Raw genomic sequence first — 25,889 nt, 5'->3', positions numbered from 1 at the left:
CTCTCAATGCTTTTTATAGGAATCGTTAAGCATTGAGAATTTTCATGTTAACAATTAAGAATAAAACCTAGGCTTTTTTCTGAGTTTCAATCCAAGTATCAACAATGTGCTCAAGTACCGATAAAGGTACCGCGCCCCCGCCTAAAACAACATCGTGAAACGCTTTAATATCGAATTTATCGCCTAACTCTGATTCGGCTTTGGCTCTAAGTTCTTGGATTTTTAACATACCAATTTTATAGCTGGTGGCTTGTCCGGGAATGACCAGATAACGGCGAACTTCCGATACGGCTTGTGCCTCTGTAATAGCGGAATTTGCCTTGAAATAATCAATGGCTTGTTGCTCTGTCCAGCCTTTCGCGTGTAATCCGGTATCAACAACCAATCGAATAGCACGCCACATTTCTGAGCCAATACGGCCAAAATTAGACAAGGCATCGGCGTAGGTGCCGGGCATTTCGGTGGCTAATTTCTCAGAGTACAGTGCCCAGCCTTCGGTGTAGGCGGTAAAGCCGGTTTGAGTTCTAAACACTGGAATATCGGTAAGCTCTTGGGCAATGGCAATTTGCATATGATGGCCCGGTAAGCCTTCGTGATAAGCAATAACTTCAAGCTCGCGTTTTGGCATTGCGGTCATATCGGATAAATGCGCGTAATAAACACCTGGGCGGCTACCGTCTGGCGTTGGTGGGAAATAATGCTGAGCAGCACCGTCTTTTTCGCGGAAAGATTCCACACGTTTTACTACCATATCGGCTTTTGGCAGAATGCCAAAGTATTCTGGCAGTAACGATTTTATATTGTTGATGGCAGCGGTCGCGTCGTCTAGATAACCTTGGCGGCCTTCATCTGTGTTTGGGTAATAAAGTCGTTCGTCGTCTTTATTGGTGCGAAGAAATACAAAGAATTCGGCAAGAGAACCTTCAAAGCCAAATTCAGCTTTAACTTGTTCCATTTCTCCACGTAAACGTGCAACTTCTTTCAAGCCAATTTCGTGAATTTCATCAGACGTTAGATTGGTGGTTGTTTGGTTGGCCAATCGCTCGTTGTAGTAGGCTTTACCGTTGGGTAATGCACCAACGCCGTGGGCTTTTTCGCTGGCATTCACTCGATCTTTTTTCTGCCACGCAATTAAACGCTCGTAGGCAGGTTTAAAATCGTTGATCAGGTGTTGTTTGGCTTTTTCGGTTAATGAATCGGCAGTTTTTTGATCAATTTTTCCGTCTTCTAACAATTTATTAATGTTTGATTTAGCACTCGCCCAAACATCACTATCTTCGCCTTCGGTGAAAGGTGCGCCGGTAATAATCGCGGTAGATTCTTCAATAACAGCATCAAAGGCAAAATACGGTGGACGAACGCCTTTTTTCGCAACCTTCATTGAAAAATCGACTAACTGATTTAACGCACGACCCGTTTCTTTTATTCGCGATACGTAGTTTTCCATATCTTCTTGCGATTGAACGGACTGGAAAGAAATCAAAATTTGCGGAAACAATGTATGAATGGCATTCATCTGTTCAAAGACATAGCTGTTGTCTGAGAACTTATCTTGAGCTAGGTTTTGCTCGGCTTGATACACCCAAATATCGTAAGAAACCTTGGCATCTGAACTTAATTTGTTGTAATCAAAGCTTGATTTAAGCTCAGCCAGATTGGCTTTGACTAGCTCTAGATTTTCTTCGAAAGCGGCCTCAGAGAAATCGTCGATCTCACCTTGTCTTTCAGAGCGACCTAAAAAGGTCAGTCCAATTGGGCTACGGAGTATATTTTGCTCGAATTTTTCATCAAACCACGCGTTAAGACGCTCACTCTCTTTTTTAATGACTTCGGCGTCATAAACTTGCGCTACTGCGGAACTGCTGTAATCGGTAGCGGCACTCTTGTCGGGTGCGCCAGCACCTAGGGTGCAACCCATGAGAGATAACGTGGTTAACGCTGCTAATACACTGTATCGCATAAAATTTCCTATATTTTTTTGTCTGAACAGCACTTTATTGGAGAAAACTGAATCAATCAGAACCTCTTGCCGTGCTTTACAATAATCAATTGTTGTCGCTTGCGACTACCAAGACGAGTTATCTTGCGATTAGCCCAAATTACGGGCCAATACTAAGTAACATAACGCGCCATAAAAAATAGATACCTACAGATTTAAAGAAAGCTCTGATTAACTCAGAGATTCCAGCGATACAAAAATCTGACGCCCATACCAAGAACTGTAAGCAACTGAAACCACGAAGTAATTGGAAATCGTACTTTCAATGTCTATCTTCTGCTTGAATCACGGATGATTTTATTAAAACCACCGCTATGACGAGAGTTTGAGAGAAATGGTTTATTCTAATAACATTAATTTACAATACTTTTTGGCCGCTATGACTTTCTGAAAACTGTGACTTTGCGAAAATAATGCACACAAGAGTGCGTAGAAATGACAATTTGGCAATAGAGATTTATATAAGCGCCTAATTTTTCCCACCTTCAGATGCGTATCATGAATAGTGTTTCTGTTTATTTTGGCTCAAATAACGTACTGCAAACCTTTGAACGTATTCTATGAGCAACTCCGATTAATCCCGAGTTTCAGCGGCACGCGAATGCATTGCCCATTCTTAGAATTGTAGGTAACTACAATTACCATGATCGAATCTTGGAGGCGTTAACCAGAAACACCCATAGAACTTGTAAGCCCGTTATTGAATTTCGGCACTGGAATTAAATGATCAACGCAATAAAGAAGATTTTATGTTTTTAGCAGAGCAGAAAATATTCCTCTCCTAAATTATGCATTTGATAGGTAATCAACACTTGCAACTCATTATTTTTAGCTGCATTTAAAAATGAGAAAGGAATAAATAATTTATGGATAAATATCGGGCTTTAAATACGACTCTAATCCCGTTTGTGGAAGAACTTGAAATTGCTTGAGCTTTTCCAAGCGTTCAGTCAGATTTTCGCAGGGTTTCATGTTAACGGCTTTTAGCTTTAGTACATAAGCACCTAGGCTGTTAAAAATCTCGTAATCGTCGATATGATTACTGGCAAATTGCCAATTAGGATAAACGCCGTAATAGACGGCCTCTAACCCATTGCTTTTAGTACGGCAATATAAGGGTAGATTCGGAACGGTTTTAATAAATAAGCTTGCTTTTTCTGGACTTTCAAAGGCCGCTAATTGAATGGTATAGACTTCATCATAATAAGAGGCGTGTGCGCTGAAACTCAATAAGGTTGCAATCATGCATAAAAAGATTAAAACCGATTTTTTTGCCCGTTCAGACAAAGGTAACCACCAAGACCTGAATCTGCGGTGATTAAAAATCGGATTTTTATCAAACATAACCCTTCCCGAGCGACTATATTCAGCTAATTTCTTAAAATCGAACAAATAGATAAAATTTATATCAACTTATAACACAATACAAAAGCTGTGAACTTTATTAGTAATAAGAAATTTCAATAAGTGGAATTATGCGATATACGTATTTGTTTTGATTCATTCTATTTGAGCCAGTTACGGCGCCTTACTGGGTTGTTACCAGGCTGTTTTCGGTAATCATTCCCCTACTGTGCACTTAACGAAGATTACGCAATAAACCATAGTTTTTAAATCGTTAAAGCATAGAATCACAAATTAAACTATAGGAACCGCTGATTAACTCATCCCTGATTTAATCAGAGGACAGAAATTGAAAATGCGATTTCCAATTTCTTCGCAATTTCAATCACTTACCACTCTTGAAATTGGCGACACATCCTTATGTCGCTGGAAACTCTAGGTTAATCAGAGTTTCCTATAGATTCACGAGTTAAATCAGCCAAGTGCATTCAATAAAGGGTGCACTATGGTTTGGCTGATCTACGAATACGGCCGGTTTCTGAAACGTTCAGGAGCTCCAACCATCGGGGAAAATTATCCCGAAAACAGTTGTTTTTCATCTAAGAGAAAAGATCTATTTCAACGCTGGTATTGAGGTGAAATAGCAAAAGAAATCCGTACGTTAAAAAAATATCTGTAGAGAACCTTAATGAAAACCTTGGTAGAAGGCTCCGGTTCACTCAGATATCTTCAATAGCATGCACGCATGCCATCAATTTCAATCATGATCGGTTGTTGAAATTGCGAAGCCTTATATAGCAAACTCTGGCAAACCTAGAATTTCCAGTGACACGGAGATGTGCCGCCAATTTCAAAAATGATAAGTGATTGAAATTGTGAAGAAATTGAAAATCGTATTGTCAATTTCTGACCTCTGATTAAATCATGGCTGAGTTAATCAGAGGTTCTTGCAGGTAATTGATTTAGCCATAATCTAGATTAGTATCAACTCAAAAGATGTAAAGGACCTTTTAATTGAAAGTGATCGGCAATAATTGCACACCAACGGTTAATACGATCGTTGGTTAGTTCTTCCTGCTGATCTTCGTCAATGGCTAAGCCAACAAATAAGTTTTGACCACTGATCTCAGCTTTAGAAGCATCAAATTCATAACCCTCAGTTGGCCATGAACCCACAATATCAGCGCCATGCTCAACGATCACGTCGTGTAGCATACCCATAGCGTCTAAAAAGTAGTCGCCATAACCAAATTGATCGCCCAAACCAAATAAAGCAACAGTTTTACCCGAAAAATCAATGGCTTCGAGATCAGACCAAAATTCTTCCCAATCGGATTGAATCTGACCAAAGTCCCAGGTGGAAATACCTAAGATTAGAAATGGATATTCTGCGAAATCTAACTGAGTAACATCGGCAATGTCGTGCACATCTACATTATCGATGCCCAGGCACTGCTGAATACGGTAAGCAACGTTTTCGGTGTTACCCTCGTCACTGCCAAAAAAAAGGCCAATTTTTGCCATCAAGTCCTCTCTGGGTAAAAACAGTTTTCGTCCGTTAAAGTCTACAGAAATGAAATAAATCAAAAACGGAGGAAGAATTATACGAAACTTTTAGAGTATTCAGCCACAGCCGCTAAACTTAGTATTAATAAAACGAAAATTAACTTGAATTTTTGATCACAATTGTCTTTTAAAAAAGGTACTGATAAAACTGACATCTCAGATACTTTTTTGATATATTCAATAGCTGAAATATAATTTTTTTATATTAAAAATCACTGTTTTCATACGATTTTGTGAGCCAGTGTTAAAATATGTTCATCAAATGTTACCTGGCGCTGTAAATAACTCAGCATCTAGGGCAAAATAGGTGACAAAAGGAATTAGTAAACTTGACGAAGTGATACGCACCATGAACTCAATACTACTTGTCGATGACGACACGGATCTTTGTAATCTTTTAGAAGAGTACCTCACTGAAGAGGGATTTAAAGTCACAACCGCTAACGATGGCGCTGCTGGACTGGCTTTAGCCAAGCAGCACAAGTTTGATGCTATTGTTTTGGATGTGATGTTACCCATTCACAGCGGCTTTGAAGTTCTTAACAAAGTACGCGATTTCTCCTCAGTTCCCATTTTAATGTTAACTGCCAAAGGCGACTCTATTGATCGCATTGTTGGTTTAGACATGGGTGCCGACGATTATCTACCTAAACCGTGCAATCCACGTGAGTTGGTTGCTCGCATAAATGCGGTCTTGCGTCGTTTAGACAAAAAGCAAGATGGTAATCAAAACCCAGATTTTATTCAGGTGAACGGTATTGTCCTCAATCGAGGCAATCGCAGCTGTTCCTATCAAGGTAAAGCCTTAAACATCACCGGTGCAGAGTTTTCTATTCTCGACCAGTTGATGTCAAAGGCTGGCAGCATTCTCAGCAAAGAGCTACTTACTGAACGCGCGCTCAGTCGTAAACTAACGCCATACGATCGCAGCATTGATGTCCATGTCAGCAATATACGGAAAAAGCTTTCGTCTATTGGCGTCGATAAAGACCAGATCATCAATGTTCGTGGTGCAGGTTATATGTTTACCGTTACTGAGCCAGCAGAATGACAAAACTCTACCTAAAAATATTTCTTTATTTTTGGGCGTTGTGTGGCCTGATCTTGTTTTCAGGCCTTGTCTACGACAGTACACACAATCGTACGCCCTTATCTATTTTCTCGTCTGAAAAGAAAACGGTTTCTCCGGCAATGAAATTGTCCGATGACCTTCTTTCTACCGTGGCAGCTCACGACATGGAGTCTTTGTGCATTGCTATGCGCATGAGTCCAGATCGTGTCACACAGCATATTTTCTTAATTGATGAAAATAACGAAGATCTTTTAGCGCGCCCTATTCCCCAGTCACTTGTGCCGATGGTGAGTATGCTGGGTGAAGATATGCGTACCGCGCAAATGGGTTTAAACGTTGGTCGCATGGTCACCTTGACCGATGGCACACAATTAAAAGCCATTACTCATATTCAGGATGAATCCAGCGTTTTCTTTAAGGTGTATTTCCTAAACGCGGTGCCGTGGTTTATTTCAGGCCTGCTTTTAAGTGCAATCGCTTGTTATTTATTTGCTCGCAAGCTTTCAAGCGATGTAAGTAAGTTGAAAAAAGCCACGCGCAGCATTGCCAGCGGTAATTTATCAACACGCATTTCTCCTCAATTTAGAAGCCGCAACAACGAATTCAGTGATCTTGCACGTGATTTTGACCACATGGTTGAACGTTTAGAAATTGCCATGTTGCAACAAAAACGTTTGATTAAAGACGTATCGCATGAACTTCGATCACCGCTCGCGCGTTTGCAAGTTGCCCTAGAGTTAGCCTTCCAACGCAGTAAAGGCACTGTCGATAAAGAACTTACCAACATCAAAAATGCGACCGAGTCTTTAGAAGAAATCATTACCCAAATTTTGTCGATGCCAGTAACCGAGCGCGACACTTTTGAAATGAGCGATACCATTGACTTAGGTGGATTGTTAACCGACTTGGTGAGCAATTGCCAAACAGATGCCAATAACAAGTCTGTACAAATCGTCCAAAAATATTGTTGCGAAGAAATTTTAGTTCAAACTCGCTCGAATATTTTGACCAGTGTTTTTGAGAATATTTTGCGTAACGCTGTGCGCTATACCTATGAAGGCTCAAAAATATTTGTGAAATTGGAGTGTGTTCACAATGGCAAGTGCGCCGCGGTTACCATCACCGATCAAGGCCCAGGTGTTCCCGATGGCGACCTAGAGAAGATTTTCCAACCGTTTTATCGCTCCGACAGCGCTCGTTCACGTGATAAAGGTGGCTATGGTCTTGGACTAGCAATTGCCGAGCGTACCGTGCGTTTACATCGCGGCCAAATTATCGCTGCTAACGCCTCTGACGGTGGATTATCGGTTCAGGTTATTTTGCCAATGACTCAAATCGAAGAACCTGAAGATATTCCGCAAGAATCACCCACTTTTGTTGTTGGCCACGCCTAAACGACTAAACGTTACTTAGGCAGACCTCAGTCGCCTAGGTAACGTTTGTCATCGTAAGACTTTACCAAATCCGGCCACAACACGGTAATCGTCGAAATTGTTGCGCCATTAATAAATCCTTCTGGGAACAGCGACATTCCGTAAAGCCAAAAGTGATCCTCTAAAATAACTTCTAAGCTCCACGCATTAAATATCCAAAATATGGCGTAAGCATTAATCACCGTAAAAATTACTGTGAAGACAGCGCCAAAAAATCCGCCTCCAAGTATAAAAACAAATAAATTGTTAAAAGGAATTCTAGTCACAACCTGCAGTGCAATAATGGCTCCAAACACTGGGTAAGCAACAGACAATAAAAAATTTAAACCCAAGTTATGGAGATCAATGGCCATAACCAGCTGCACGGCAACCAATCCAAAAACACCGGCAATAATCGCTAATGGCAGGCCAAATAAAAATACCGCCGCAGACATCATAGAAAGATGCACGGCTATTACCGCACTCAGTTCAACTTTCAACAACCACACGAATCCCATGATCGAGGAGTACGCAAGCCAAAGCAGCACTCGATGACTGACGGAGAAGAAAGACCGCCAAGGTGCAAATATAAGCGCAGCAAGAACAATGACAGCTGAGGCAATAAACCCGAACCACATCAATGTTATTCCGGGTGAAATAAGAACAAACACGCACAAAACCCAGCGAATCGAATCGCAATAACTATGATAAATACACTCACAAATTCACAATCGGCAAAAATCGACCGCTCTGATCGAGAAGACCGTGTAACTACCTAAAATCGCCGAAAAAATTTGGAGTGAGTTGTCAAAACTTTGTCGAATATTCCAGCACACAGCTTTTGATCGCTGTAAGCCTATGTTTTTAAAGAACTTTATAAAATAGATGTTTGTGGCATAAATCTCGCTCTTAGGCTCTGAAACGACACGATTCTTTATCATTTGCCAAAAACATAACAGTAAATGCGGCAATAAAGGGTCACAGAGAGAACAAGGAAAGATATATGCTATCTTCGACAAATACATCTACAGGCTATAAAAAACGCAACATAACGGCTTTGGTACGCAAATCCGAACAGGCCAGAACAGGAAAAGTGTTGGAGCTTGTTCAAAAGTTGCAGTCGAGCCTCGAAGTCGAAGCCATTTTACCGCATTTATTAGAGTATCTCCGAAATTACATTCCAGATTGCCGACTCTCTTATCGCTACGATGAATTTGAATTTAATCTTGAATTCGAAGGACCCAATCTCGTTCACCAATGCTTTTACCAGCTCAATGTAGACGATATTAATCTGGGTGAGATTCGTGTAACCAACTCAAAAGAGTTTTCTGAGTTCGAATTACAGATTATCGAAGAGACTCTCACTCACCTTTACTTTCCGTTGCGAAATGCGCTTTTGTATCAGCAAGCCATTCGCAACGCTCGCTTGGATGCATTGACCGGTGTGAATAATCGCTTTGCATTTAGTCGGGCGTTTGAAAGAGAGTTGAAGCTTGCACATCGTTACAATAACGATCTGTCGTTATTGATTTTGGACATCGATCATTTCAAATCTGTAAACGATCACTACGGTCATCTTTGTGGGGATATCGTACTGAGAGACGTTGCACAAACAATCAAGGCGGCAATGCGCGAGACGGATATGATTTTTCGCTACGGCGGCGAAGAATTTACCGCAATTCTCCCGAAAACCGACCATCAAGGCGCCCTTGTGATTGCAGAACGAATTCGCAAAGAAGTGGAAGGACTGATCATTAATGCCGACAATAAACCCGTTTCGGTCACCGTCAGCATTGGCATTGGCAGCCTTAAAAATGTTGAATCCAGTGATCAGCTATTTATTCAGGCCGATGAGCATCTGTATTCGGCGAAAAGAAACGGTCGTAACCGTGTTTGCTAATTGATTTGATCACAGTAGACGGAGATGCTCTCGCTGGCTTGAAGGTAAAAATTCAAGCTGCGAGAAGAGAGCTTACCCAAAGATTGAGTGTTTACGGAACAACTCAATCAAAGCAATTAATGACGTTGGCCTTTTGAGCGTAATTTACGACTGTGGCGCAAGTAAGCTTCTTTTTCTTTTGTTGCCAGCGGCTTATAGCGTGGTGGCTCAATGCCAGCGGTCAAACATAAGTCTGCAACTTCTTTCGGTAAAAGCTCGATCCACTGACCAACACGAACGTGTGACGGAATAAAAATATTACCGTAACGCACACGCTTTAGACGGCTGACTTTCACACCTTGAGATTCCCAAAGTCGTCTTACTTCGCGGTTGCGGCCTTCCATGACCACACAGTAAAACCAGCGGTTTCGGCCTTCGCCGGCACCATCGACAACATCGGTAAACTTAGCGACACCGTCGTCCAGCAGCACACCTGAAAGTAAGCGTGCCTTCATGTCATCATCGACATCACCTTGTATGCGAACAAGGTATTCACGATCTATCACCGATGAAGGATGCATCAGTTTATTGGCCAATTCGCCATCATTAGTAAACAACAGCAGTCCGCTGGTATTAAAGTCCAAGCGCCCAACCGAAATCCAACGACCTTGTGATAGACGCGGCAAGCGATCATAAACAGTTCGTCTGCCTTCGGGGTCTGACTTGGAGCAAATTTCGCCTTCGGGTTTGTTGTACAAAAGTACCCGCAGCGGAGATTTTTCGTTATTGGAGGAAACAAGCTTGCCACGAAATTGGAGCTTGTCACTATCACTGACACGATCACCCAATTGTGCTGGACGGCCATTTACCGTGACCAAACCATCTACGATTGCACGTTCCATCTCACGACGGGAACCTAAGCCTGCTCGCGCTAAGACTTTTTGTATTTTTTCGCCTTCTGCCATTGGGATGATCAGTAGTCCTTAAAATTAAGAAGCATCAAATAAAGATTTAACCGGGGGTTTTTCCGGCGCTGATTCCAATTCACCAGAGGATTCATCACTGTCTTGAGTAACAGTGTCTCCGGCGCTATTGGTTTCTGAGTCTTCAAGCTGCGCATCATCGGCATCTTCTGCGGATTCTGCGGATTCTGCTACAAGCTCATCGTTATCTTGTTCGGTTGAAATAACGGTATCGGCTGAATCTTGATCTACCTCTACCACGGTATCTGAATCGTCGCCAAATAGTGACGATGATGCACGGTTGACTGCGTAACCGCTCAAATTATTTTCGTCAGACTCTAAATCGGTTGGTTCGTCATCGAAACACTTATCTTCTGGGTCTGGTTCGGCAAGGTCTGGGCCTGGCTCCGCAAAGTCTGTGTTTGGTTCTGCAAAGTATTCGTCTGAAACCGACTCAGATTCATCCGGTAACTCATCAAGCTGAGAATCATCGGATTCAACCTCGACATCCTCAGAGTTTTCGTCCTCCTCACGGAGGTTTTCGGCTCCGATGGAAGTATCGGAATCATCAAGCTGCTCAAGATTTTCTTCAGCAACAGCGGTGGTATCGTCGATGACTTCATCCGAATAATCAGACTCGCGCTCTTCTAGCGAATCGTCGGCGAAATCACCTGCAAATTCAAATTCAGCAGCTGCAACGTCGTTTATCTCTGAATCTAGATCTTGCGATGGTGCTTGAACATCGGAATCGGATTCAAGTTCTGCATCTGAGCCAAGCTCTGCGTCTGAATTTTTCTGCTCACCATCAACATCTACTTCAGGTACTGCGTTCGCATCAGAAGTCGAGTCGTCGGATTGATCAGCGTCATCATTGTCAATGTTTTGCAACTCTGCATTTAAATCCAATTCGGGATTTAAATGATCGATATCGGCCAATTCACCCAGACTCGGTAATTCTTCTAAGCTACTTAAATTAAAGTAGTCCAAGAATGCTCGGGTTGTCGCGTACAACGACGGTCTTCCGGGAACATCTCTGTGCCCAACAACCTTAACCCACTCGCGTTCGGTCAATGTTTTAATAATGTGAGAGCTCACAGCAACACCGCGAATCTCTTCGATATCACCACGAGTAATGGGTTGTCGGTAAGCGATCAGCGCTAGGGTTTCTAGCAAAGCACGAGAGTATTTCTGCGGCTTTTCTTCCCACAAGCGATTCACCCATGGAGCCGTTTCTTCACGGACCTGAAATCGCCAGCCGCTACCAACCTGCTTAAGTTCAAAGCCACGACCTTCACATTCTAGCGTAATCAGGTCGATGACTTTTTTAATGTCTTCTATTGTGACGTCTGCCGAATCAACATCTTCGGCTTCGGCACTTTCAAATAATGACAACAAGCGCTTTTCGTCTAGCGGTTGTCCGGCGGCGAGTAAAGCGCCTTCAATAATTTTTTTAAGTTGCAATTCTTCCAACGTTATTGCGCTCGCGACTTAACATGTATGGGCCCAAACGGCTCATTTTGAATGATTTCAACTAAGGATTCTTTAATTAGCTCCATTACCGCCAAAAAAGTCACCACAACACCCAACCGACCTTCGCGAACGTTAAATAAACTCACAAACGGCATAAATTGGTTGTGCGAAAGTCTGTCCAAAACCTGAGCCATGCGTTCTCGGGTTGATAGCTTTTCTTTCTCAACCTGATGGCTGGTAAACATATCGGCACGACGCAGAACTTCAGACAAAGCCAATAAAAGCTCTTTCATTTCGACATCGGGCTCAGGACGTGTCAAATCTTTGCTCGGCCCAGAAGCTTTGGCAATATGCACTTCACGACCAATACGCGGCAACGCGTCAATATCTTCAGCCGCCTGTTTAAATCGTTCGTATTCTTGCAATCGACGAATAAGCTGCGCCCGAGGATCTTCTTCCTCCTCTTCCTCAATCGGAGGTCGTGGCAATAGCATTCTCGATTTGATTTCTGCAAGCATTGCTGCCATCACCAAGTATTCCGCGGCCAGCTCAAACTGCAATGCGCTCATCATTTGAACATAAACGATGTACTGACGAGTGATCTCAGCTACGTTGATTTCGAGTATATCGATATTTTGCTTACGTATGAGATACAGCAATAAATCGAGCGGCCCCTCAAAAATTTCAAGGATGATTTCTAACGCATCCGGCGGAATGTAGAGATCTTTGGGAACTTCGGTCAGTGCTTTACCGGCAACGATAGCGAAAGGCATCTCACCTTGAGCAGGATGTGCTTCAACTGTGGCTACAGCCTCTGCAACGCTATTAACCTCTAGCGCGTCCTGACCAGAATCGTCTTCGTTGGTGGGTTCTGATTCTGGTTTCTCGGACTGCGAAGCTGGGTGACCAAACAAATCTGGATCTTCAGTCACAATAGGCCTTTTACGTTGGAAAGTTGCAAGCTGTACCTTGAGGATTTCTAAGAAATTCGGCCGTGCATTATAGCGAGTTCACAGATGTCATCAAACATTGAATGATTGTCCCACCGAAATCCACTCAAAATTGTGGCTTAAAGATCAAAACCCGAGATATCCCCTAAACCTTGTCGCACTAACTTGGGATCATCTTCGGTAAAGTCGATTACGGTTGTAGGCTCCAAACCACAGAAACCGCCATCAATCACCAACTCCAATTGATGTTCTAAAAGCTCACGAATATCGTATGGATCGGTTAACGGCAACTCATCGTTGGGCATAATGAGCGTACTGCTCATCAACGGCTCGCCAAGTTCATTCATTAACGCCAACGCGATTGGATTGTCCGGCACACGCATACCAATGGTTTTGCGCTTTGGGTGCAATAAACGGCGCGGCACCTCAGAAGTGGCCGAAAGAATAAAGGTATAAGGTCCCGGCGTATGAGCTTTAATCGCGCGAAACACCTGATTATTTACCCGCGAATAGGTAGCAAGTTCGGAAAGATCGCGACACATTAAGGTGAAGTTATGATCTTTGCCCAGTTGACGAATTGCACGAATACGATCCAAAGCCATCTTGTCACCAATATGGCAACCCAATGCGTAGGCTGAATCGGTTGGATAAACGACGAGACCACCTTTGCGAATAATGTCTACCGCCTGACTAATCAGACGTGCTTGTGGGTTTTCTGGATGGATCTGAAAAAATTGAGCCATCGACTCCCTCCTAAAATACGGTATCGAACTAATTTTTAAGCTGCTTTAATCGTCCAGATTAATAAGCTACTCACTAAATTTGGGGCTAATTGCGGTTAACGTCGGTGAAAAACACAACCTAAAGCAGAATTTGCAGTAACTCAGCGCCAAGCATTCCACACAGGTTCACAGCCCAGCGGAATGTGTGACGCCACACCGAGTTCTTGCCAGGGCGCACCAGGAGCATGGAAATCACTGCCGGAGGAGCCTAAAAGCTCAAAGCGGTTGGCTAAATCAGCCATGTCACGAGTTTCAATATTACTTTGATGACCGCCACTGACGATTTCAATTGCTCCACCACCGTGACACTTAAATTCATCGCACAATTCACGCAACTTGGTGCGTGTCATCTTATATTTCAAAGGATGAGCAATCACCGCAACACCACCAGCTCGAGTAATCCAATCAACAACAACCGCAACCTCAGGCCAAACTTGCTTAACATCGCCGGGTTTACCCGAGCCAAGATAACGCTTGAATGCCTGAGCTATATTTTTTGCATGCCCTGCCTCAACCAAAAACTGAGCAAAATGCGGGCGGCCCAACTGCTCGCTGGGTGCGTATTTTCGAGCGGCTTCTAAAGAGCCGTTAATCCCAAGTTTGCTAAGCTTTTCAGAGATTTCAACGGCACGTTTTTCTCGCTGCAGAGACATGTATTGCTCTGCCTCTTTAATAACCAGTGATTGAGGATCGATATTTAAACCAACGATATGAATGCCTCGCCCACGCCACTGGCTGGAAAACTCGATACCGGCAATTAACGACACCCCTAAAAGATCGGCTGTTACCTGCGCGGCTGAAAAAGCCAAACAATTGTCGTGATCGGTAATTGCAAGACCAGTAACCTTATTGTCAAAGGCACGTTGCACAAGATCCTCTGGCGATAACACGCCGTCAGAATACGTTGTATGACAATGCAGATCGAAACGACAATTCAAACCTAACCCCAAGACTGGTATACCAATGTGTATTACATCATAAACTGCTAAATATGGATAACTGAGAATGATGATCGACACGCACAATCAGTCTTTCTAAGTGTGGATGAACAAAAAATTACCTAGACGATACTGTTTAAAAGTATGAACTTATTGCACAGCGAGTCGTTCTTAACAGAAAATTTCTGCGCAATAAGTAACGAAATGATTCTGCAATCCTATAAATTTGAACAAGCGACCAGAGCATATATGGGCTAAAAGATAATTCCTTGCTGATTGCGCCAATAAAAACCTTTAAAATACCGGTAATTGATCGTTCTTCGAGCGGTTACTCAGCTGCCCATGTGGATATTTAACGCCACAAAGTAGGATAACCAAGAGAACAACTCGCAGAGATGTTCCAGTATAAAGTTGTGACAACAGTTGCACGACTCCATGTAAAAGTGTTGGATACGCTGCACTGTTAACACAACGCTATAAATTTAAGCGTGTTAATAAAACACCTAATAATGATTGTAATGACCGGATTACCTGAATGAGTGACGCCTCACCCCAGCCCAAAAAAGAAAATATGCTAGTCAACCTAGCATTCAATATCATTTTACCGACGTTTATTCTAATAAAACTCAGTAAAGAACAATATCTAGGCCCAACTTTGGGTTTAGTTTTAGCCTTAGCTTTCCCAATTGTTTACGGAATTTGGGATTATGTAACTCGCAGTAAATTTAACCTGTTTTCGGCCATCGGTATCGTCAGTATTTTGCTCACCGGCGGTATAAGTCTACTGGAGCTCGACCCTAAATACATTGCTATAAAAGAAGCGTCAATTCCGGGAATTTTGGCAATCATTGCTCTGGTTTCAGCGTTTACGCCCTATCCTTTTATCAGGACTATTTTCTTTAACGAAACCGTTGTACAAGTCGATAAAATTAAAAACGCCCTAGCAGAACGTAACAACGAAGCCGAATTCGATAAAACCCTCAAAAACGCAACCTTTCTCGTAGCACTTTCTTTTGTTGTCTCTTCGGTATTGAATTATCTGTTGGCCAAATGGATTGTCATCAGCCCACCCGGCACTGAAGAATACAATTCACAACTGGGTAAAATGCAAATTTTAAGTTATCCCGTCATTGTGCTACCGGCAACAGTAATTCTTATAGTTGCCATGTATTATTTATTTAGAAACGTAACTCGCCTTACCGGTCTTACCTTAGAAGACCTTTTCGCTCAATCCAACTAAGCTTAATTTGAATATGTGGTATACAATTATTTGTGAAGACAAACCTAACACTCTTGATAAACGCTTACAGGCACGGCCTGATCACTTAGCGCGTTTGAATAGCTTAAAAGATTTAGGTCGACTTTTAATTGCTGGTCCCAACCCTGCGATCGACAGTGAAGACCCTGGCACCGCCGGTTTCAGCGGTAGTGTAATTATTGCTGAGTTTTCTTCTCTGGAAGAAGCCAAACTCTGGGCGAGTGAAGACCCTTACTTAAAAGCAGGTGTTTACGAATCAGTATCGGTAAAACCTTTTAAAAAGGTGCTGCCTTAAGCTTACTTGCCGGTCAAACTCAAATTCTGAATTTGACCGGTTTTCTAAAACTAGCATGCAGCCCAAAAATAACCGCGCTGGTATTTTGCTTAATAACCTATTTAAAACCGTATGTTCGTAAACAAAACTATTTATTCGTGTATTTTATCTCTCTTAATTACAACAGCATTTTGCCACTCTGTTTCCGCCGAAACCGTTTACATCACCGATGTCCTCTATATTCCGATGCGCAGTGGTAAGGGCAACGAATACCGCATCATTGAATCTCGACTAAAATCTGGCACTGCCCTTGAGGTATTAGAAACTGATAATGGCGACGGTTGGACAAAGATTCGAACACCCAACAACCAAGAAGGTTATGTTCGCACTCAATACCTTTCTCGCGAAAAGACCGCCAAACTGCAACTCGATAAACTGGAACAAGAGCTAAATCGTCAGAAGTCTGAAAATGCCCGCCTGGAAAAATCACTGAAAGATGTCAGCCAAGCTCAAGATCAGTTAAATACGGCACTTAATGCCTCCCATGACAGCAATCGCTCAACTCTCAGCGAGTTAGAAGAAATCAAACGAGTGTCAGCAAACGCCCTAGAGCTGAACAAACGTCATCAAGATCTTCTTAACCAACATCAAATGCTACAAACACAAATTGACATTTTAAAGGCCGAGAATGCGCGCCTAAAAAGCGATGATAAACAAACATGGTTTATGTACGGTGCCGCAGCGGTATTACTCGGTGTTATCATCTCTGTCTTAGTGCCGGTCGTAAAAAGACCTAAAAACCGTTCCGGCTGGAAAGAATACTAATCATAACAAGAACTGACATCAGGCTAATTTATTAAGGAAGATTTTCAATGTACGGCTCCAACTACAAACAGGTTGCGTCTAAATACCTTACCTCTGTTTTATTTTCGGCGTTTATGGCGTTTGGCCAGAGTGTATTTGCTCAAGAAGAGTCAACTTCTGCCAGCACCGGTGGCGGCTCAGTTCAAGACTCTGAAGTACTGGTTATGCTGGAAACAGACGCAGGTGAAATTGCCCTACAGTTATTTCCAGAATACGCACCCAAAACGGTAGAAAACTTTTTACAGTACGTTGATAGCGGTTTTTACAATGGCACTATTTTTCATCGCGTCATCAAAGATTTTATGGTTCAAGGTGGCGGTTTAACCTTTGATTATTTAGAAAAAGAAACTCTCGACCCGGTAGTTAATGAATCCAATAACGGTTTAAGAAACCTACCCGGCACGGTTGCCATGGCGCGATTCTCCGACCCTAACAGCGCAAACTCGCAGTTTTTTATTAATCTTCGCGCCAATCCACATCTCGATGCTTCTGCAACTCAACCCGGCTACACCGTGTTTGGTCGAGTGGTAGAGGGTCGAAATGCGGTATTTGCAATTGTGGATGAACCGCAGGGTTTGATTCGAAAATACCCAAATGCACCCAATACCCCCGTGCGTATTCTAAAATCCTATCGAATTTCTCCTGATGATCTTGAAGCAATATCGGCTAAAAAAGCTGCCGAAGAACAAAAGACAAAAGCTCAGTAGACACATCTATTGGGCAGCCAACAGAGAGTAAATCATGGCTTTTGCACTGAGCATTAATTTAAATAAGATCGCCTTACTGAGAAACTCTCGCGAAGGCAACTATCCATCGGTCATCGAGCACGCCAAACTCTGCCTCGAAAACGGCGTCGATGGTATCACCGTGCATCCAAGACCTGATCAGCGACATATTCGTCCGAGCGACTGCCTAGAGCTAAAAACCCTGTTAGCCGATAAACCGCAAGAATTTAATATTGAAGGCAATCCCTTTGAAGCAAAACATGGCACTTATCCGGGTTTTATAGAAATTATTCGCGAATGCAAACCAGAACAAGCGACACTGGTTCCTGATCAAGGCAGTCAACTTACCTCCGATCACGGCTTTGATTTAAACGTTTCCGGCCAACCGTTGGAATCCATCGTAAATAAGCTAAAAAGCTGGAACATTCGCGTTAGCCTGTTTATGGACCCCGATAGAGAACAAATACGATTAGCCAAAGAATTGGGTGCCGATCGCATCGAGCTCTACACAGGCCCCTTTGCTCACGCGTATTCGCTTAATGATGCCGACGATATTTTCAAAAAACACTGCGAAGCCGCTCAATACGCAACTGAGATCGGCCTCGGTGTTAATGCTGGTCACGATTTAAATCTAGACAACATGAAGCTGTACAAAACCTTACCAGGTCTTCTTGAAGTATCGATTGGTCACGCGTTTACCGTCGATTCACTCCAATACGGTATGAAGTCAACCATAGAACGTTATTTAGAGTTGTGTCGCTAACAGCGCAAGCGTTTTAACTTACTACCTAAACAGTCTTAATTTTTTAAAGCATGGGTGATTTGTTGAAACCAACACTATCAATTATTGGCGCAGGAAAACTCGGTCAAACCCTTGGAAAATTATGGTTTGATCGAGATTGCGCCACTATCAATCAAGTCATTAACCAAAGCTTAGAATCGAGCCTTGCCGCCATTCAATTTATAGGGGCTGGAACGGCCGAAGATTCGATATATCACCTAGAACCTTGTAACTATGTGTTGATCGCAACACCCGATGCGCACATCAGTCAGATTGCCGAAGAATTAGCCGAACTGCCCTACCCATGGCATGGCACCACCGTATTTCATTGCAGCGGCGCACTAAGCGCCAAAGTACTTAAGCCTTTGGATGTGTTAGGCGCAAAGACAGCAAGTGTTCACCCGATTCATAGCTTTGCAGAACCCCAAAACAGCTTAACTCAACTGCCCGGAAGCTACTGTTGTGCCGAAGGAGCAGTTTCGGCGTTAAACACTCTTAAATCGCTTTTTGAAGCTTTAGAAATGAAATGGCAATTAATTGATGCCGATAAAAAAACGCTCTATCACGCAAGCTTCGTTATTGCCTGCAATTTTTTACCAGCACTTGTCGATTCCGCTTTACAGTGCTTGTCTGAAGCAAATATCGATGAAAACACCGCTAAAAAAATGCTGCAGCCACTCATGCAAGACACCCTCGCCAACATATTTAGAACCTCTGCAAATCAGGCGCTCACCGGCCCAATTGCACGCGGTGATCTAGAAACTGTAGCCCGCCAATTGGCGGCGCTTGAAACGCAGTTACCGAATATTAAATCACTTTATTCAAGTTTAAGCCGAAGCACACTCGACGTTGCCAAACACGAACAGCAACACCCCGACCTATTTACAGAATTTAAAAACCTATTAAAACATGACCAATAAAAGCTCACAGAAAACCGATACGCCGGAATATTTAAAGAAAAAAGCCTTTTTTCAGTCGGTATTAACCATATACGGTCGCAAACCCGTACTCGAAGCATTACAAGACCCAAGCGCAAAACCTTTAAAACTGCATTTGGCCGACTCCAATAAAGATTCCGAAGCAATTACGCAACTCAAAGAGTTAGCGTTAAAAAAAGGCGCCGAAATTGTTTATCACAGTAAAAATGAGTTATCGAGAATTTCAAAAAACGCCAAGCAAGATCAGGGCGTTTGCGTTGATATTAAATGTGACCAATATGTCTCGGAAGATACTTTTTTTGAAGAGCATTTGAAAAAAAATCGTGCGTTGGAGTTTATTGCCCTAGACGGCATCACAAATCCGCAAAACCTAGGCATGATTATTCGATCGGCAGCGGCAGGATTTATCGACGGAATTATTTTGCCAGAAAAAGGCTGCGCTCAAATAGATCCACTAGTCATAAAAGCCAGCGCTGGAGCAGTTTTTAAAGCAAAGATTATTCGCTGTAAAGACTTACACAGATTTTTAAAACGTTTTAAAGAAACGGCATCGGTGAGCATAATTACTTTGGATTTAAACGCATCCTTAGAGTTTTCAACATTAAATACGCTTGAAGGAAATAAAGTATTCGTACTTGGCAATGAGACCAAAGGAATATCGTCTGAAACCAGTGCCTTGAGCGATTACGCAACAAAAATTCCCATGAACAACAATATCGAATCACTCAACGTCGCAATAACCGCTGCATTAATATCTTTTAGAAAACAACTCTAAAAGCGCCGAATAACCTCTGATTTAAATCGCGAAAGATTAATCAGAGGTTTCTCAAACTATTGGAACCTCTGATTAACTCATCCATGATTTAATCAGAGGACAGAAATTGAAAATGCGATTTCCAATTTCTTCACAATTTCAATCACTTACCGTTCTTGAAATTGGCGACACATCCTTGTGTCGCGAGAAACTCTAGGTTAATCAGAGTTTCCTATCAGTCAAGCATTCCTAAATAACCATCCAAAGCTTTAATACGATTTATCCAGCCTTGCACAGCCGGATAATTCGCCAAATCAAAACCACCTTCGTGTGCAACGTGCGTATACGCGTACAAAGAGATATCTGCAATTGTAGGACCGTCACCAACAAAAAATGACTTGTCGCTGAGATGCTTTTCCATCACGTCTAAGGCTTTGTAACCACCAGCTAATTTCGATTTATATTCTGCCAGTCTGTCTTCGGGAAGATTTAAATAAAACTGAATAAATCGCGCTACGGCAATGTATGGCTCGTGGCTGTATTGTTCAAAAAACTGCCACTGTAACACCAGTGCTCGCAAGTAATTATCACTGGGTAAGTACGAAGTACCGTTAGCCAAATAATTTAATATAGCATTGGATTCTGCCAAAATTGAACCATTGTCTAATTCCAAAATGGGAATTTTTCCATTCGGATTTTTCCGAATAAAATCGTCAGTCTGAGTTTCTTTTTTTAAGATATCTACATCAATCCACTGGTGGTTGATATTGAGCAATGCGCACAACAATTTAAGTTTGTAACAGTTCCCAGAATTCAGGTCACCATAGATTTTAAACATAGACATCTACCTCTATTCACATTAAAGACTCTTTCTGTTAAACGCCCAACGCATTAACAGAAAGACATCGCACAAATCAAACACACCGTTAGGCTCGACTAAAATCGAGCAACCCGGAAATCTTTTTTGTAAATTTCCGCGCCATTTGAGCAAGACTCAAATTAATCTAACTCTCTAAAAGAACACCAACTGAATAGAATTAATTAGACGCTTAATTTCGTTTTAGACTTACATAGCGGTGACACAACAGATAAAGAGATCCGATAATAATGGCCCAAAATGCCGAGCCGATTCCCCAATAGGAAAATCCCGACGCGGTAACAAGGAAGGTAACAACTGCTGCCTCGCGAGTTGGCTCGTTACTTAATGCCGTGTTCAAACTATTAGCAATGGTGCCAACCAAAGCCAAACCTGCAATCGCTAAAATAAGCGCCTTTGGTAAAGTTTCGAGCAATCCAACCACAAAAACCGCAAAAGTACCGGCAAATAAATAAAAAATACCCGCCCAAATTGCTGCCCAAAAACGTGTTTTAGGATCAGGATCAGCCTCTTTCGATAAACAAATTGCCGCGGTAATTGCCGCCAAATTAAAAGCAAAACCGCCAAACGGCGCCAAAATTAAACCCGTTAAACCGGTCGCCGAAATTAACGGCGATGATGGTGTTGTGTATCCATTAGCTCTGATTACAGCAATGCCAGGCATATTTTGCGAAGCCATGGTTACCAAAAATAAAGGAATACCAACTCCGATAATGGCGCTTAGAGAAAAACTTGGCGCGGTAAAGACAGGGGTGGCAAATTCAAAGGCTACCGATTGAAAATTAAGTTGACCAAGAAAAAACGCTACCGAAAAACCCACTAATAAAGTCAGAGGCACAACATAGCGAGCACTGAGGGGTTTAACGAGAAAAAAAACGGCAAGCATGCTAACAACTAAAATAGTGTTTGATTCAAGCGAGGTAAAAATATCGACACCAAACTTAAATAAGACACCGGCGAGCATAGCTGCGGCCAGCTGAATAGGAATAACTCTTGTCAAACGATCAAAAATACCCGTAATTCCACAGATAAAAATTAACGCAGAACTGAATAAAAAAACCCCAACTGCTTGAGACATGCTCAAACCTTCAAGGCCTACCACAAGAATCGCGGCTCCGGGTGTTGACCACGCGGTAACAACGGGTTGTTTAAAAAGGTAAGAAAGACCTATACAGGTTATACCCAAGCCAATACCAAGCGACCAAAACCACGAAGAAATAAGCTCCGAAGAAGCTCCCAGTGTAGATACCGCTTGAAACACTATCGCGGCAGAACTTGCGTAGCCCACTAAAACGGCAATAAAACCCGCACTAGCGCGGGATAAACTTAATAACGGCATAGAGCACATCCAATTTAATACAAACTGGAGTGTAAACATTAGGCCGTGAAAAGAGAACCACACAAAAACGATTAAAATTTCACCTAAGAATAGTAACGCAGGAAAAGTGCTTAAGAAATGAATCAAACATGAGACAGTTTTTTAGGTAGTGTTAATAAAATTCAATCTAGATCAATCTGCATAATAATATTCCGATTTATTTATGTGTTAATTCAACTAAGGTTTTAAAAACTTAAACACCTAAACAGGTTTTGATGAAAAAACATAAATAAAGACCCCGTATAAATATTTTATCTATTCATTATCAAGATGATTTTTGGACAGATTCTCGGAAAAATAAAAATCGGTTAAACTCAAAAATGTGATCTGGTAGTCATGACAGTTTCGTAGGTGTAGAAAAAAAATAACAATTCAAACTTTATGCAGACACATTCTAATAATCAGATATTTAGTAATGTCTCGATCAAACAGTGCCATTGGACAGCAATCAGTATTTGAGCAATTTTGTAAGCAATACAATAAGTTGTAACAAAAGTAACAAGTAAAGCTACGACTGTCTTTATGTATGCCTCAGGGTTTAGGTTAATACCTTAAACTCATGCTCAAAAATTATTCACCAGATTATCTTTGCGGATTTAAAGCCCCACACACCAACCTTAGCCATATGCGTATAAAAATAGGTCTCTCTAAGAACAATAAATCTTAAAAAAAGAATTTTCAGGATTTTTTTAAAAAATTAAAACCAAAAAATTATAAATAACGTACAAGATTGAAGATTAAATAAGACAACGGCTATCACGCTAAATAAATTTAAAGAATAATCTGTGCAACAAATTTTTGACCATTATTACCATTTGGAAAGAAATAAAAAATTTTCAGACAAAAAAATGGCCGAATTAAAATAATTTAAAAAAAGTATTTTTTCTTGGAGTTTTAACTTTAGTTGGCACTGTTATTTCAAAAGAAATTCTTTGTGTAGGCAACTAAAACAAAATATTTGAAGTAAAGTCGCGGATAGTAGTTATACTGCGCAGCCAAAATTAAGAACGTAAAGATTGTGGGTATTCAAAATGAAGGCGATTTTTACGCGAGAAAATGAGAACCATTTTCAAGTAAAATTAAACGTTATTAAATTCCCGTTTTAAACGCAGAATTAAACAAATTTATAAGAGCAATTTTAATTAAATTTTTGACTTTTTACATTTAGTTACATTCTAGACACATCTTTTTTTAAGAATTGCTTTTATACTGATGCCCAAGGTTGTGTAAGCTTATTATTCCAAATATAAGCCAACCAATTTAGGGATAACTCCGGTCACGGATATATTGACTTAACGAAAGCACCTGACGATGTATTCAATTAAGAGCTACGGCTTCGGCCCGCAAGAATCAGACGTAATTAAAAAGCAAGTTCGCTTGATCAGCTCTCGGACTGATTTACCTTGGGTTTATGAGGGCGAAGGACTTGACGGAAATATCGTGCTCGCAAAGCAGCACGTTGATGTATTGCCAGGTGCTAAATTAGTTATTGTCGGAACAGTCTCGCCTGCGGATGCAAAAGCCTGCGCAGCCGTATTAGAATACCCAATTCGCATTATGAAATTTCTTGAGTTGCTCGAGAAATTCGCTCCTAAATCAGCTCTGTCTACAGCCCAAGCTGTTGCTAAAATCTTAGAAGACCGTAACGCACCAGATCTTGTCTTGTTGTGCAATCAAGTTCTGGTGTGCTTTAAAAACGGAAATTCAAAAGTCTACATTGAAAAAGGTGGTAAAAAAGACATTATCGAAGCTGTATCCAAGACTTCGGCCAGTGCAATTACCCCTAAAAATAAGATTCCGGTGAAAGACACCTTTTCGTGGTCTAGCTGCATTTCGTCAAAAACCTTGCTGTGGAGCCTAGCGCGTCGAGAAATTGGCTATGCCAAAAGCAATTGGAGCACCGACAAGCCCTACAAACTCGCCAGCTGGCCTCAAGTGAACGAATGGGAACCCAACCCACAAATATTTAAGCTAGCAACATTATACTCTCGACAATCTGTGACTGTTTCTGAAGCCGCTAAAGCCTGCCAGCTTGAAGAAGATCAAGTTAAATCTTTCTTGCATGCTTGCGCTACCTGCGGGATCTCGGTAAAAGCTTCTGAAGTTCATGAAACCGCCTTAAAAGGTGTGAGAGAGCTGCAAAACAAACAATCACTTAATTGGTTGCGCAAGAAGATCAATTCGTATTTCGGTTTAGTTAATGGCAATTAAAGTAATTTTCGTAGGACCGATGGGAGCGGGTAAAACCACTGCCATCGCAGCAATCAGTGATATCCCTCCCGTTGCCACCGAAGCTAGAAACCACGATAAAACCATGCACGTAAAGGCAACAACCACCGTTGCTATGGATTATGGTGAATTGAGCCTCGATGACGGCAATAAGCTTTCCCTTTACGGCATTCCCGGACAAAGACAATTCAGTTTCATTTGGCCTATCGTCTCTAAAGGTGCCTTGGGCGGTATCTTGTTGTTAGATTGCAGTATGAGTGACTGGGCCGAGCAATTTAAATTTTACATTGACTCCTTTCGGTCATTAGCCAATTCCGGGGCTATGGTTGTAGGTCTAAATCGTGTCGAAGAAGACGACAAAGAAACGGTCTCAGGAGTCATCCAAGACTGTTGTGAAAACTTAGAACTAGCACTCCCCTACTTCTTTATGGATCCACGAGATCCACAAGATGTGAATTTATTATTAGAAGCATTAGTGATCAACGCAGAACTCGATCACATACTCCAAGGGGAATAACAACGTGATTCTTCCAGCTGCAACGATTGAAAAAATCAAAGAAATACTAAATTACTCCACTGATATTCGTGATGAAATCGAAAGTCTACTATTATGTACTTCGGATGGTCACGAAATTGCTTGCGCCAGCTATCGAGGCTTAAAAATCGAAGAGGCCAAAGTTTCTGCTATGGCAGCTTCTTTTGCGGGCTTAAGCTTAACAATTGCCGATTGTTGCAATAAGCAAGATGCTTTAGGCGGTATTGTTGAGACGAAAGAAGGCTTAATTATTTGTGGTCTTATTAAAACTCCAGAGGTTGACTTAGTATTGCTTGGAGTATTCGCCAAAGGTGTTCAACACGGACTTGCGCTTTGGAATTTCCGAAATCAACTAAATAAGTTTCGATCTCTACTAAAATCATAAAAAACAGTGGTAATTAATTATGGCAAAAATTGACGAAACCCTAAGACAACTCCTGCAAGTCGATGGCGCAATGGCTGCGGCAGTCGTAGACTACAACAGCGGAATGCTGCTTGGAGGCGCAGGCTCTGGCTTAGACCTAGATATTGCCGCTGGCGGCAACACCGAAGTTGTTAGATCTAAAATGAAAACCATGGCTATGCTTGGTCTTGATTCGCAGATTCAAGATATTCTTATCACGCTAAGTGATCAGCTGCACTTAATTCGCCCTACTCACAAATTAGATGGGCTATTTATTTATTTTGTGCTCGATGCCAAAAAAGCCAACTTAGCATTAGCCCGTATTCAACTTAAAAATGTGGAAGAAAAGTTAGAAATCTAAAACATCTTTTAGATTTTCTACAGCGCACAGTCTCTTGGTACAACTACTTAAGTTGATTTGTGCGCACTCCTATACCTATAACTCCTATACCTATAACTCCTATACTTATATAAGAACCGCTGATTAATTCGGCTCTGA

At 41.8% G+C, this 25,889-nt stretch carries 25 protein-coding genes; 14 read left to right on the top strand and 11 right to left on the bottom strand.

What is annotated here, in order from left to right; genetic code table 11:
* Window positions 1-67 precede the first annotated feature (67 nt).
* The 3 genes from ACYQ28_RS16660 to ACYQ28_RS16650 all read right to left on the bottom strand — a co-directional run bounded on the left by ACYQ28_RS16660 (window position 68) and on the right by ACYQ28_RS16650 (window position 4,867).
* Window positions 68-1,960 carry a DUF885 domain-containing protein gene (locus tag ACYQ28_RS16660; protein WP_460052021.1) on the bottom strand — a complete coding sequence of 631 codons (1,893 nt, stop codon included), beginning with the start codon at window positions 1,958-1,960 and terminating at the stop codon, window positions 68-70.
* 903 nt (window positions 1,961-2,863) lie between these two features.
* Window positions 2,864-3,343: a hypothetical protein gene (locus tag ACYQ28_RS16655; RefSeq protein ID WP_460052019.1), complete on the bottom strand. Its 480-nt coding sequence runs from the start codon at window positions 3,341-3,343 to the stop codon at window positions 2,864-2,866.
* A gap of 984 nt (window positions 3,344-4,327) precedes the next feature.
* Window positions 4,328-4,867: a flavodoxin gene (locus tag ACYQ28_RS16650; protein ID WP_460052017.1), complete on the bottom strand. Its 540-nt coding sequence runs from the start codon at window positions 4,865-4,867 to the stop codon at window positions 4,328-4,330.
* A gap of 349 nt (window positions 4,868-5,216) precedes the next feature.
* Here ACYQ28_RS16650 and ACYQ28_RS16645 point away from each other — a divergent pair, with 349 nt between their 5' ends.
* The gene (locus ACYQ28_RS16645; protein ID WP_460052016.1) at window positions 5,217-5,960 is read left to right on the top strand and encodes a response regulator transcription factor; all 744 of its coding nucleotides are present in this window, start codon (window positions 5,217-5,219) and stop codon (window positions 5,958-5,960) included.
* Window positions 5,957-7,375, top strand: a complete 1,419-nt coding sequence (locus ACYQ28_RS16640; RefSeq protein WP_460052015.1) for a sensor histidine kinase — start codon at window positions 5,957-5,959, stop codon at window positions 7,373-7,375. The genes ACYQ28_RS16645 and ACYQ28_RS16640 overlap by 4 nt, the downstream gene beginning before the upstream one ends.
* A 26-nt stretch (window positions 7,376-7,401) precedes the next feature.
* Here the strand turns inward: ACYQ28_RS16640 and ACYQ28_RS16635 are convergent, their stop codons facing one another.
* Complete coding sequence (locus ACYQ28_RS16635) at window positions 7,402-8,031, bottom strand: hypothetical protein (RefSeq protein ID WP_460052013.1); 630 nt, start codon at window positions 8,029-8,031, stop codon at window positions 7,402-7,404.
* A 365-nt stretch (window positions 8,032-8,396) separates the two neighbouring features.
* Here ACYQ28_RS16635 and ACYQ28_RS16630 point away from each other — a divergent pair, with 365 nt between their 5' ends.
* Window positions 8,397-9,293 carry a GGDEF domain-containing protein gene (locus ACYQ28_RS16630; RefSeq protein WP_460052012.1) on the top strand — a complete coding sequence of 299 codons (897 nt, stop codon included), beginning with the start codon at window positions 8,397-8,399 and terminating at the stop codon, window positions 9,291-9,293.
* A 116-nt stretch (window positions 9,294-9,409) separates the two neighbouring features.
* On the opposite strand, the gene rluB is transcribed toward ACYQ28_RS16630, so the two are convergent.
* The 5 genes from rluB to ACYQ28_RS16605 form a co-directional block, all read right to left on the bottom strand.
* Window positions 9,410-10,237, bottom strand: coding sequence for a 23S rRNA pseudouridine(2605) synthase RluB (rluB, locus tag ACYQ28_RS16625; protein WP_460052010.1), 828 nt, complete (start codon window positions 10,235-10,237; stop codon window positions 9,410-9,412).
* Window positions 10,238-10,261: 24 nt separating this feature from the next.
* On the bottom strand, window positions 10,262-11,704 hold the full coding sequence (gene scpB / locus ACYQ28_RS16620) for an SMC-Scp complex subunit ScpB (protein WP_460052009.1): 1,443 nt from the start codon (window positions 11,702-11,704) through the stop codon (window positions 10,262-10,264).
* Between the two features lie 2 nt (window positions 11,705-11,706).
* Window positions 11,707-12,636: a segregation and condensation protein A gene (locus ACYQ28_RS16615; protein WP_460052008.1), complete on the bottom strand. Its 930-nt coding sequence runs from the start codon at window positions 12,634-12,636 to the stop codon at window positions 11,707-11,709.
* A 137-nt stretch (window positions 12,637-12,773) separates the two neighbouring features.
* Window positions 12,774-13,397 (bottom strand): L-threonylcarbamoyladenylate synthase, encoded by a 624-nt coding sequence (locus tag ACYQ28_RS16610; RefSeq protein WP_460052007.1) that lies wholly within the window; start codon window positions 13,395-13,397, stop codon window positions 12,774-12,776.
* A gap of 140 nt (window positions 13,398-13,537) precedes the next feature.
* Window positions 13,538-14,374: a PHP domain-containing protein gene (locus tag ACYQ28_RS16605; RefSeq protein WP_460164732.1), complete on the bottom strand. Its 837-nt coding sequence runs from the start codon at window positions 14,372-14,374 to the stop codon at window positions 13,538-13,540.
* A gap of 535 nt (window positions 14,375-14,909) precedes the next feature.
* On the opposite strand from ACYQ28_RS16605, the gene ACYQ28_RS16600 reads away from it, so the two are divergent.
* The 7 genes from ACYQ28_RS16600 to ACYQ28_RS16570 all read left to right on the top strand — a co-directional run bounded on the left by ACYQ28_RS16600 (window position 14,910) and on the right by ACYQ28_RS16570 (window position 19,989).
* Window positions 14,910-15,614 (top strand): VC0807 family protein, encoded by a 705-nt coding sequence (locus ACYQ28_RS16600; protein ID WP_460052003.1) that lies wholly within the window; start codon window positions 14,910-14,912, stop codon window positions 15,612-15,614.
* A 13-nt stretch (window positions 15,615-15,627) separates the two neighbouring features.
* On the top strand, window positions 15,628-15,927 hold the full coding sequence (locus ACYQ28_RS16595; RefSeq protein ID WP_460052001.1) for a YciI family protein: 300 nt from the start codon (window positions 15,628-15,630) through the stop codon (window positions 15,925-15,927).
* 111 nt (window positions 15,928-16,038) lie between these two features.
* Window positions 16,039-16,731 carry a TIGR04211 family SH3 domain-containing protein gene (locus ACYQ28_RS16590; RefSeq protein WP_460052000.1) on the top strand — a complete coding sequence of 231 codons (693 nt, stop codon included), beginning with the start codon at window positions 16,039-16,041 and terminating at the stop codon, window positions 16,729-16,731.
* Window positions 16,732-16,778: 47 nt separating this feature from the next.
* Window positions 16,779-17,477, top strand: a complete 699-nt coding sequence (locus ACYQ28_RS16585; protein WP_460051999.1) for a peptidylprolyl isomerase — start codon at window positions 16,779-16,781, stop codon at window positions 17,475-17,477.
* 31 nt (window positions 17,478-17,508) lie between these two features.
* Window positions 17,509-18,258: a pyridoxine 5'-phosphate synthase gene (locus ACYQ28_RS16580; RefSeq protein WP_460052040.1), complete on the top strand. Its 750-nt coding sequence runs from the start codon at window positions 17,509-17,511 to the stop codon at window positions 18,256-18,258.
* A gap of 62 nt (window positions 18,259-18,320) precedes the next feature.
* Window positions 18,321-19,196 carry a Rossmann-like and DUF2520 domain-containing protein gene (locus tag ACYQ28_RS16575; RefSeq protein WP_460051997.1) on the top strand — a complete coding sequence of 292 codons (876 nt, stop codon included), beginning with the start codon at window positions 18,321-18,323 and terminating at the stop codon, window positions 19,194-19,196.
* Window positions 19,186-19,989 carry a TrmH family RNA methyltransferase gene (locus ACYQ28_RS16570; protein WP_460051996.1) on the top strand — a complete coding sequence of 268 codons (804 nt, stop codon included), beginning with the start codon at window positions 19,186-19,188 and terminating at the stop codon, window positions 19,987-19,989. The genes ACYQ28_RS16575 and ACYQ28_RS16570 overlap by 11 nt, the downstream gene beginning before the upstream one ends.
* A gap of 214 nt (window positions 19,990-20,203) precedes the next feature.
* On the opposite strand, the gene ACYQ28_RS16565 is transcribed toward ACYQ28_RS16570, so the two are convergent.
* Together ACYQ28_RS16565 and ACYQ28_RS16560 are read right to left on the bottom strand one after the other, a co-directional pair.
* Window positions 20,204-20,806, bottom strand: coding sequence for a glutathione S-transferase family protein (locus ACYQ28_RS16565; protein WP_460051994.1), 603 nt, complete (start codon window positions 20,804-20,806; stop codon window positions 20,204-20,206).
* A 211-nt stretch (window positions 20,807-21,017) separates the two neighbouring features.
* Window positions 21,018-22,223 (bottom strand): benzoate/H(+) symporter BenE family transporter, encoded by a 1,206-nt coding sequence (locus ACYQ28_RS16560; protein ID WP_460051993.1) that lies wholly within the window; start codon window positions 22,221-22,223, stop codon window positions 21,018-21,020.
* Window positions 22,224-23,534: 1,311 nt separating this feature from the next.
* Between ACYQ28_RS16560 and ACYQ28_RS16555 the strand changes: the two genes are divergently transcribed.
* The 4 genes from ACYQ28_RS16555 to ACYQ28_RS16540 are packed head-to-tail and all read left to right on the top strand — an operon-like array spanning window position 23,535 to window position 25,751.
* Window positions 23,535-24,434 carry a hypothetical protein gene (locus tag ACYQ28_RS16555; RefSeq protein WP_460051992.1) on the top strand — a complete coding sequence of 300 codons (900 nt, stop codon included), beginning with the start codon at window positions 23,535-23,537 and terminating at the stop codon, window positions 24,432-24,434.
* 19 nt (window positions 24,435-24,453) lie between these two features.
* A complete protein-coding gene (locus ACYQ28_RS16550; protein WP_460051990.1) occupies window positions 24,454-24,969 on the top strand; it encodes a GTP-binding protein in 516 nt (171 codons plus the stop codon).
* Between the two features lie 4 nt (window positions 24,970-24,973).
* Complete coding sequence (locus tag ACYQ28_RS16545) at window positions 24,974-25,372, top strand: roadblock/LC7 domain-containing protein (protein ID WP_460051989.1); 399 nt, start codon at window positions 24,974-24,976, stop codon at window positions 25,370-25,372.
* Window positions 25,373-25,391: 19 nt separating this feature from the next.
* On the top strand, window positions 25,392-25,751 hold the full coding sequence (locus ACYQ28_RS16540) for a hypothetical protein (protein ID WP_460051987.1): 360 nt from the start codon (window positions 25,392-25,394) through the stop codon (window positions 25,749-25,751).
* Window positions 25,752-25,889: the final 138 nt, after the last annotated feature.

This window comes from Sessilibacter sp. MAH1, from assembly GCF_054658315.1.
The sequence above is the reverse complement of the archived record's forward strand: the minus strand, read 5'-3'. Positions and strand labels throughout refer to the sequence as shown.

Coding starts and splice junctions, on each gene's coding strand:
- ACYQ28_RS16640 (WP_460052015.1), top strand. CDS start 5,957: ATGACAAAACTCTACCTAAAAATATTTCTTTATTTTTGGGCGTTGTGT.
- ACYQ28_RS16660 (WP_460052021.1), bottom strand. CDS start 1,960: ATGCGATACAGTGTATTAGCAGCGTTAACCACGTTATCTCTCATGGGT.
- rluB (WP_460052010.1), bottom strand. CDS start 10,237: ATGGCAGAAGGCGAAAAAATACAAAAAGTCTTAGCGCGAGCAGGCTTA.
- ACYQ28_RS16590 (WP_460052000.1), top strand. CDS start 16,039: ATGTTCGTAAACAAAACTATTTATTCGTGTATTTTATCTCTCTTAATT.
- ACYQ28_RS16565 (WP_460051994.1), bottom strand. CDS start 20,806: ATGTTTAAAATCTATGGTGACCTGAATTCTGGGAACTGTTACAAACTT.
- ACYQ28_RS16570 (WP_460051996.1), top strand. CDS start 19,186: ATGACCAATAAAAGCTCACAGAAAACCGATACGCCGGAATATTTAAAG.
- ACYQ28_RS16560 (WP_460051993.1), bottom strand. CDS start 22,223: ATGTTTACACTCCAGTTTGTATTAAATTGGATGTGCTCTATGCCGTTA.
- ACYQ28_RS16630 (WP_460052012.1), top strand. CDS start 8,397: ATGCTATCTTCGACAAATACATCTACAGGCTATAAAAAACGCAACATA.
- ACYQ28_RS16610 (WP_460052007.1), bottom strand. CDS start 13,397: ATGGCTCAATTTTTTCAGATCCATCCAGAAAACCCACAAGCACGTCTG.
- ACYQ28_RS16555 (WP_460051992.1), top strand. CDS start 23,535: ATGTATTCAATTAAGAGCTACGGCTTCGGCCCGCAAGAATCAGACGTA.
- ACYQ28_RS16585 (WP_460051999.1), top strand. CDS start 16,779: ATGTACGGCTCCAACTACAAACAGGTTGCGTCTAAATACCTTACCTCT.
- ACYQ28_RS16655 (WP_460052019.1), bottom strand. CDS start 3,343: ATGTTTGATAAAAATCCGATTTTTAATCACCGCAGATTCAGGTCTTGG.
- ACYQ28_RS16595 (WP_460052001.1), top strand. CDS start 15,628: ATGTGGTATACAATTATTTGTGAAGACAAACCTAACACTCTTGATAAA.
- ACYQ28_RS16550 (WP_460051990.1), top strand. CDS start 24,454: ATGGGAGCGGGTAAAACCACTGCCATCGCAGCAATCAGTGATATCCCT.
- ACYQ28_RS16635 (WP_460052013.1), bottom strand. CDS start 8,031: ATGTGGTTCGGGTTTATTGCCTCAGCTGTCATTGTTCTTGCTGCGCTT.
- ACYQ28_RS16650 (WP_460052017.1), bottom strand. CDS start 4,867: ATGGCAAAAATTGGCCTTTTTTTTGGCAGTGACGAGGGTAACACCGAA.
- ACYQ28_RS16540 (WP_460051987.1), top strand. CDS start 25,392: ATGGCAAAAATTGACGAAACCCTAAGACAACTCCTGCAAGTCGATGGC.
- ACYQ28_RS16600 (WP_460052003.1), top strand. CDS start 14,910: ATGAGTGACGCCTCACCCCAGCCCAAAAAAGAAAATATGCTAGTCAAC.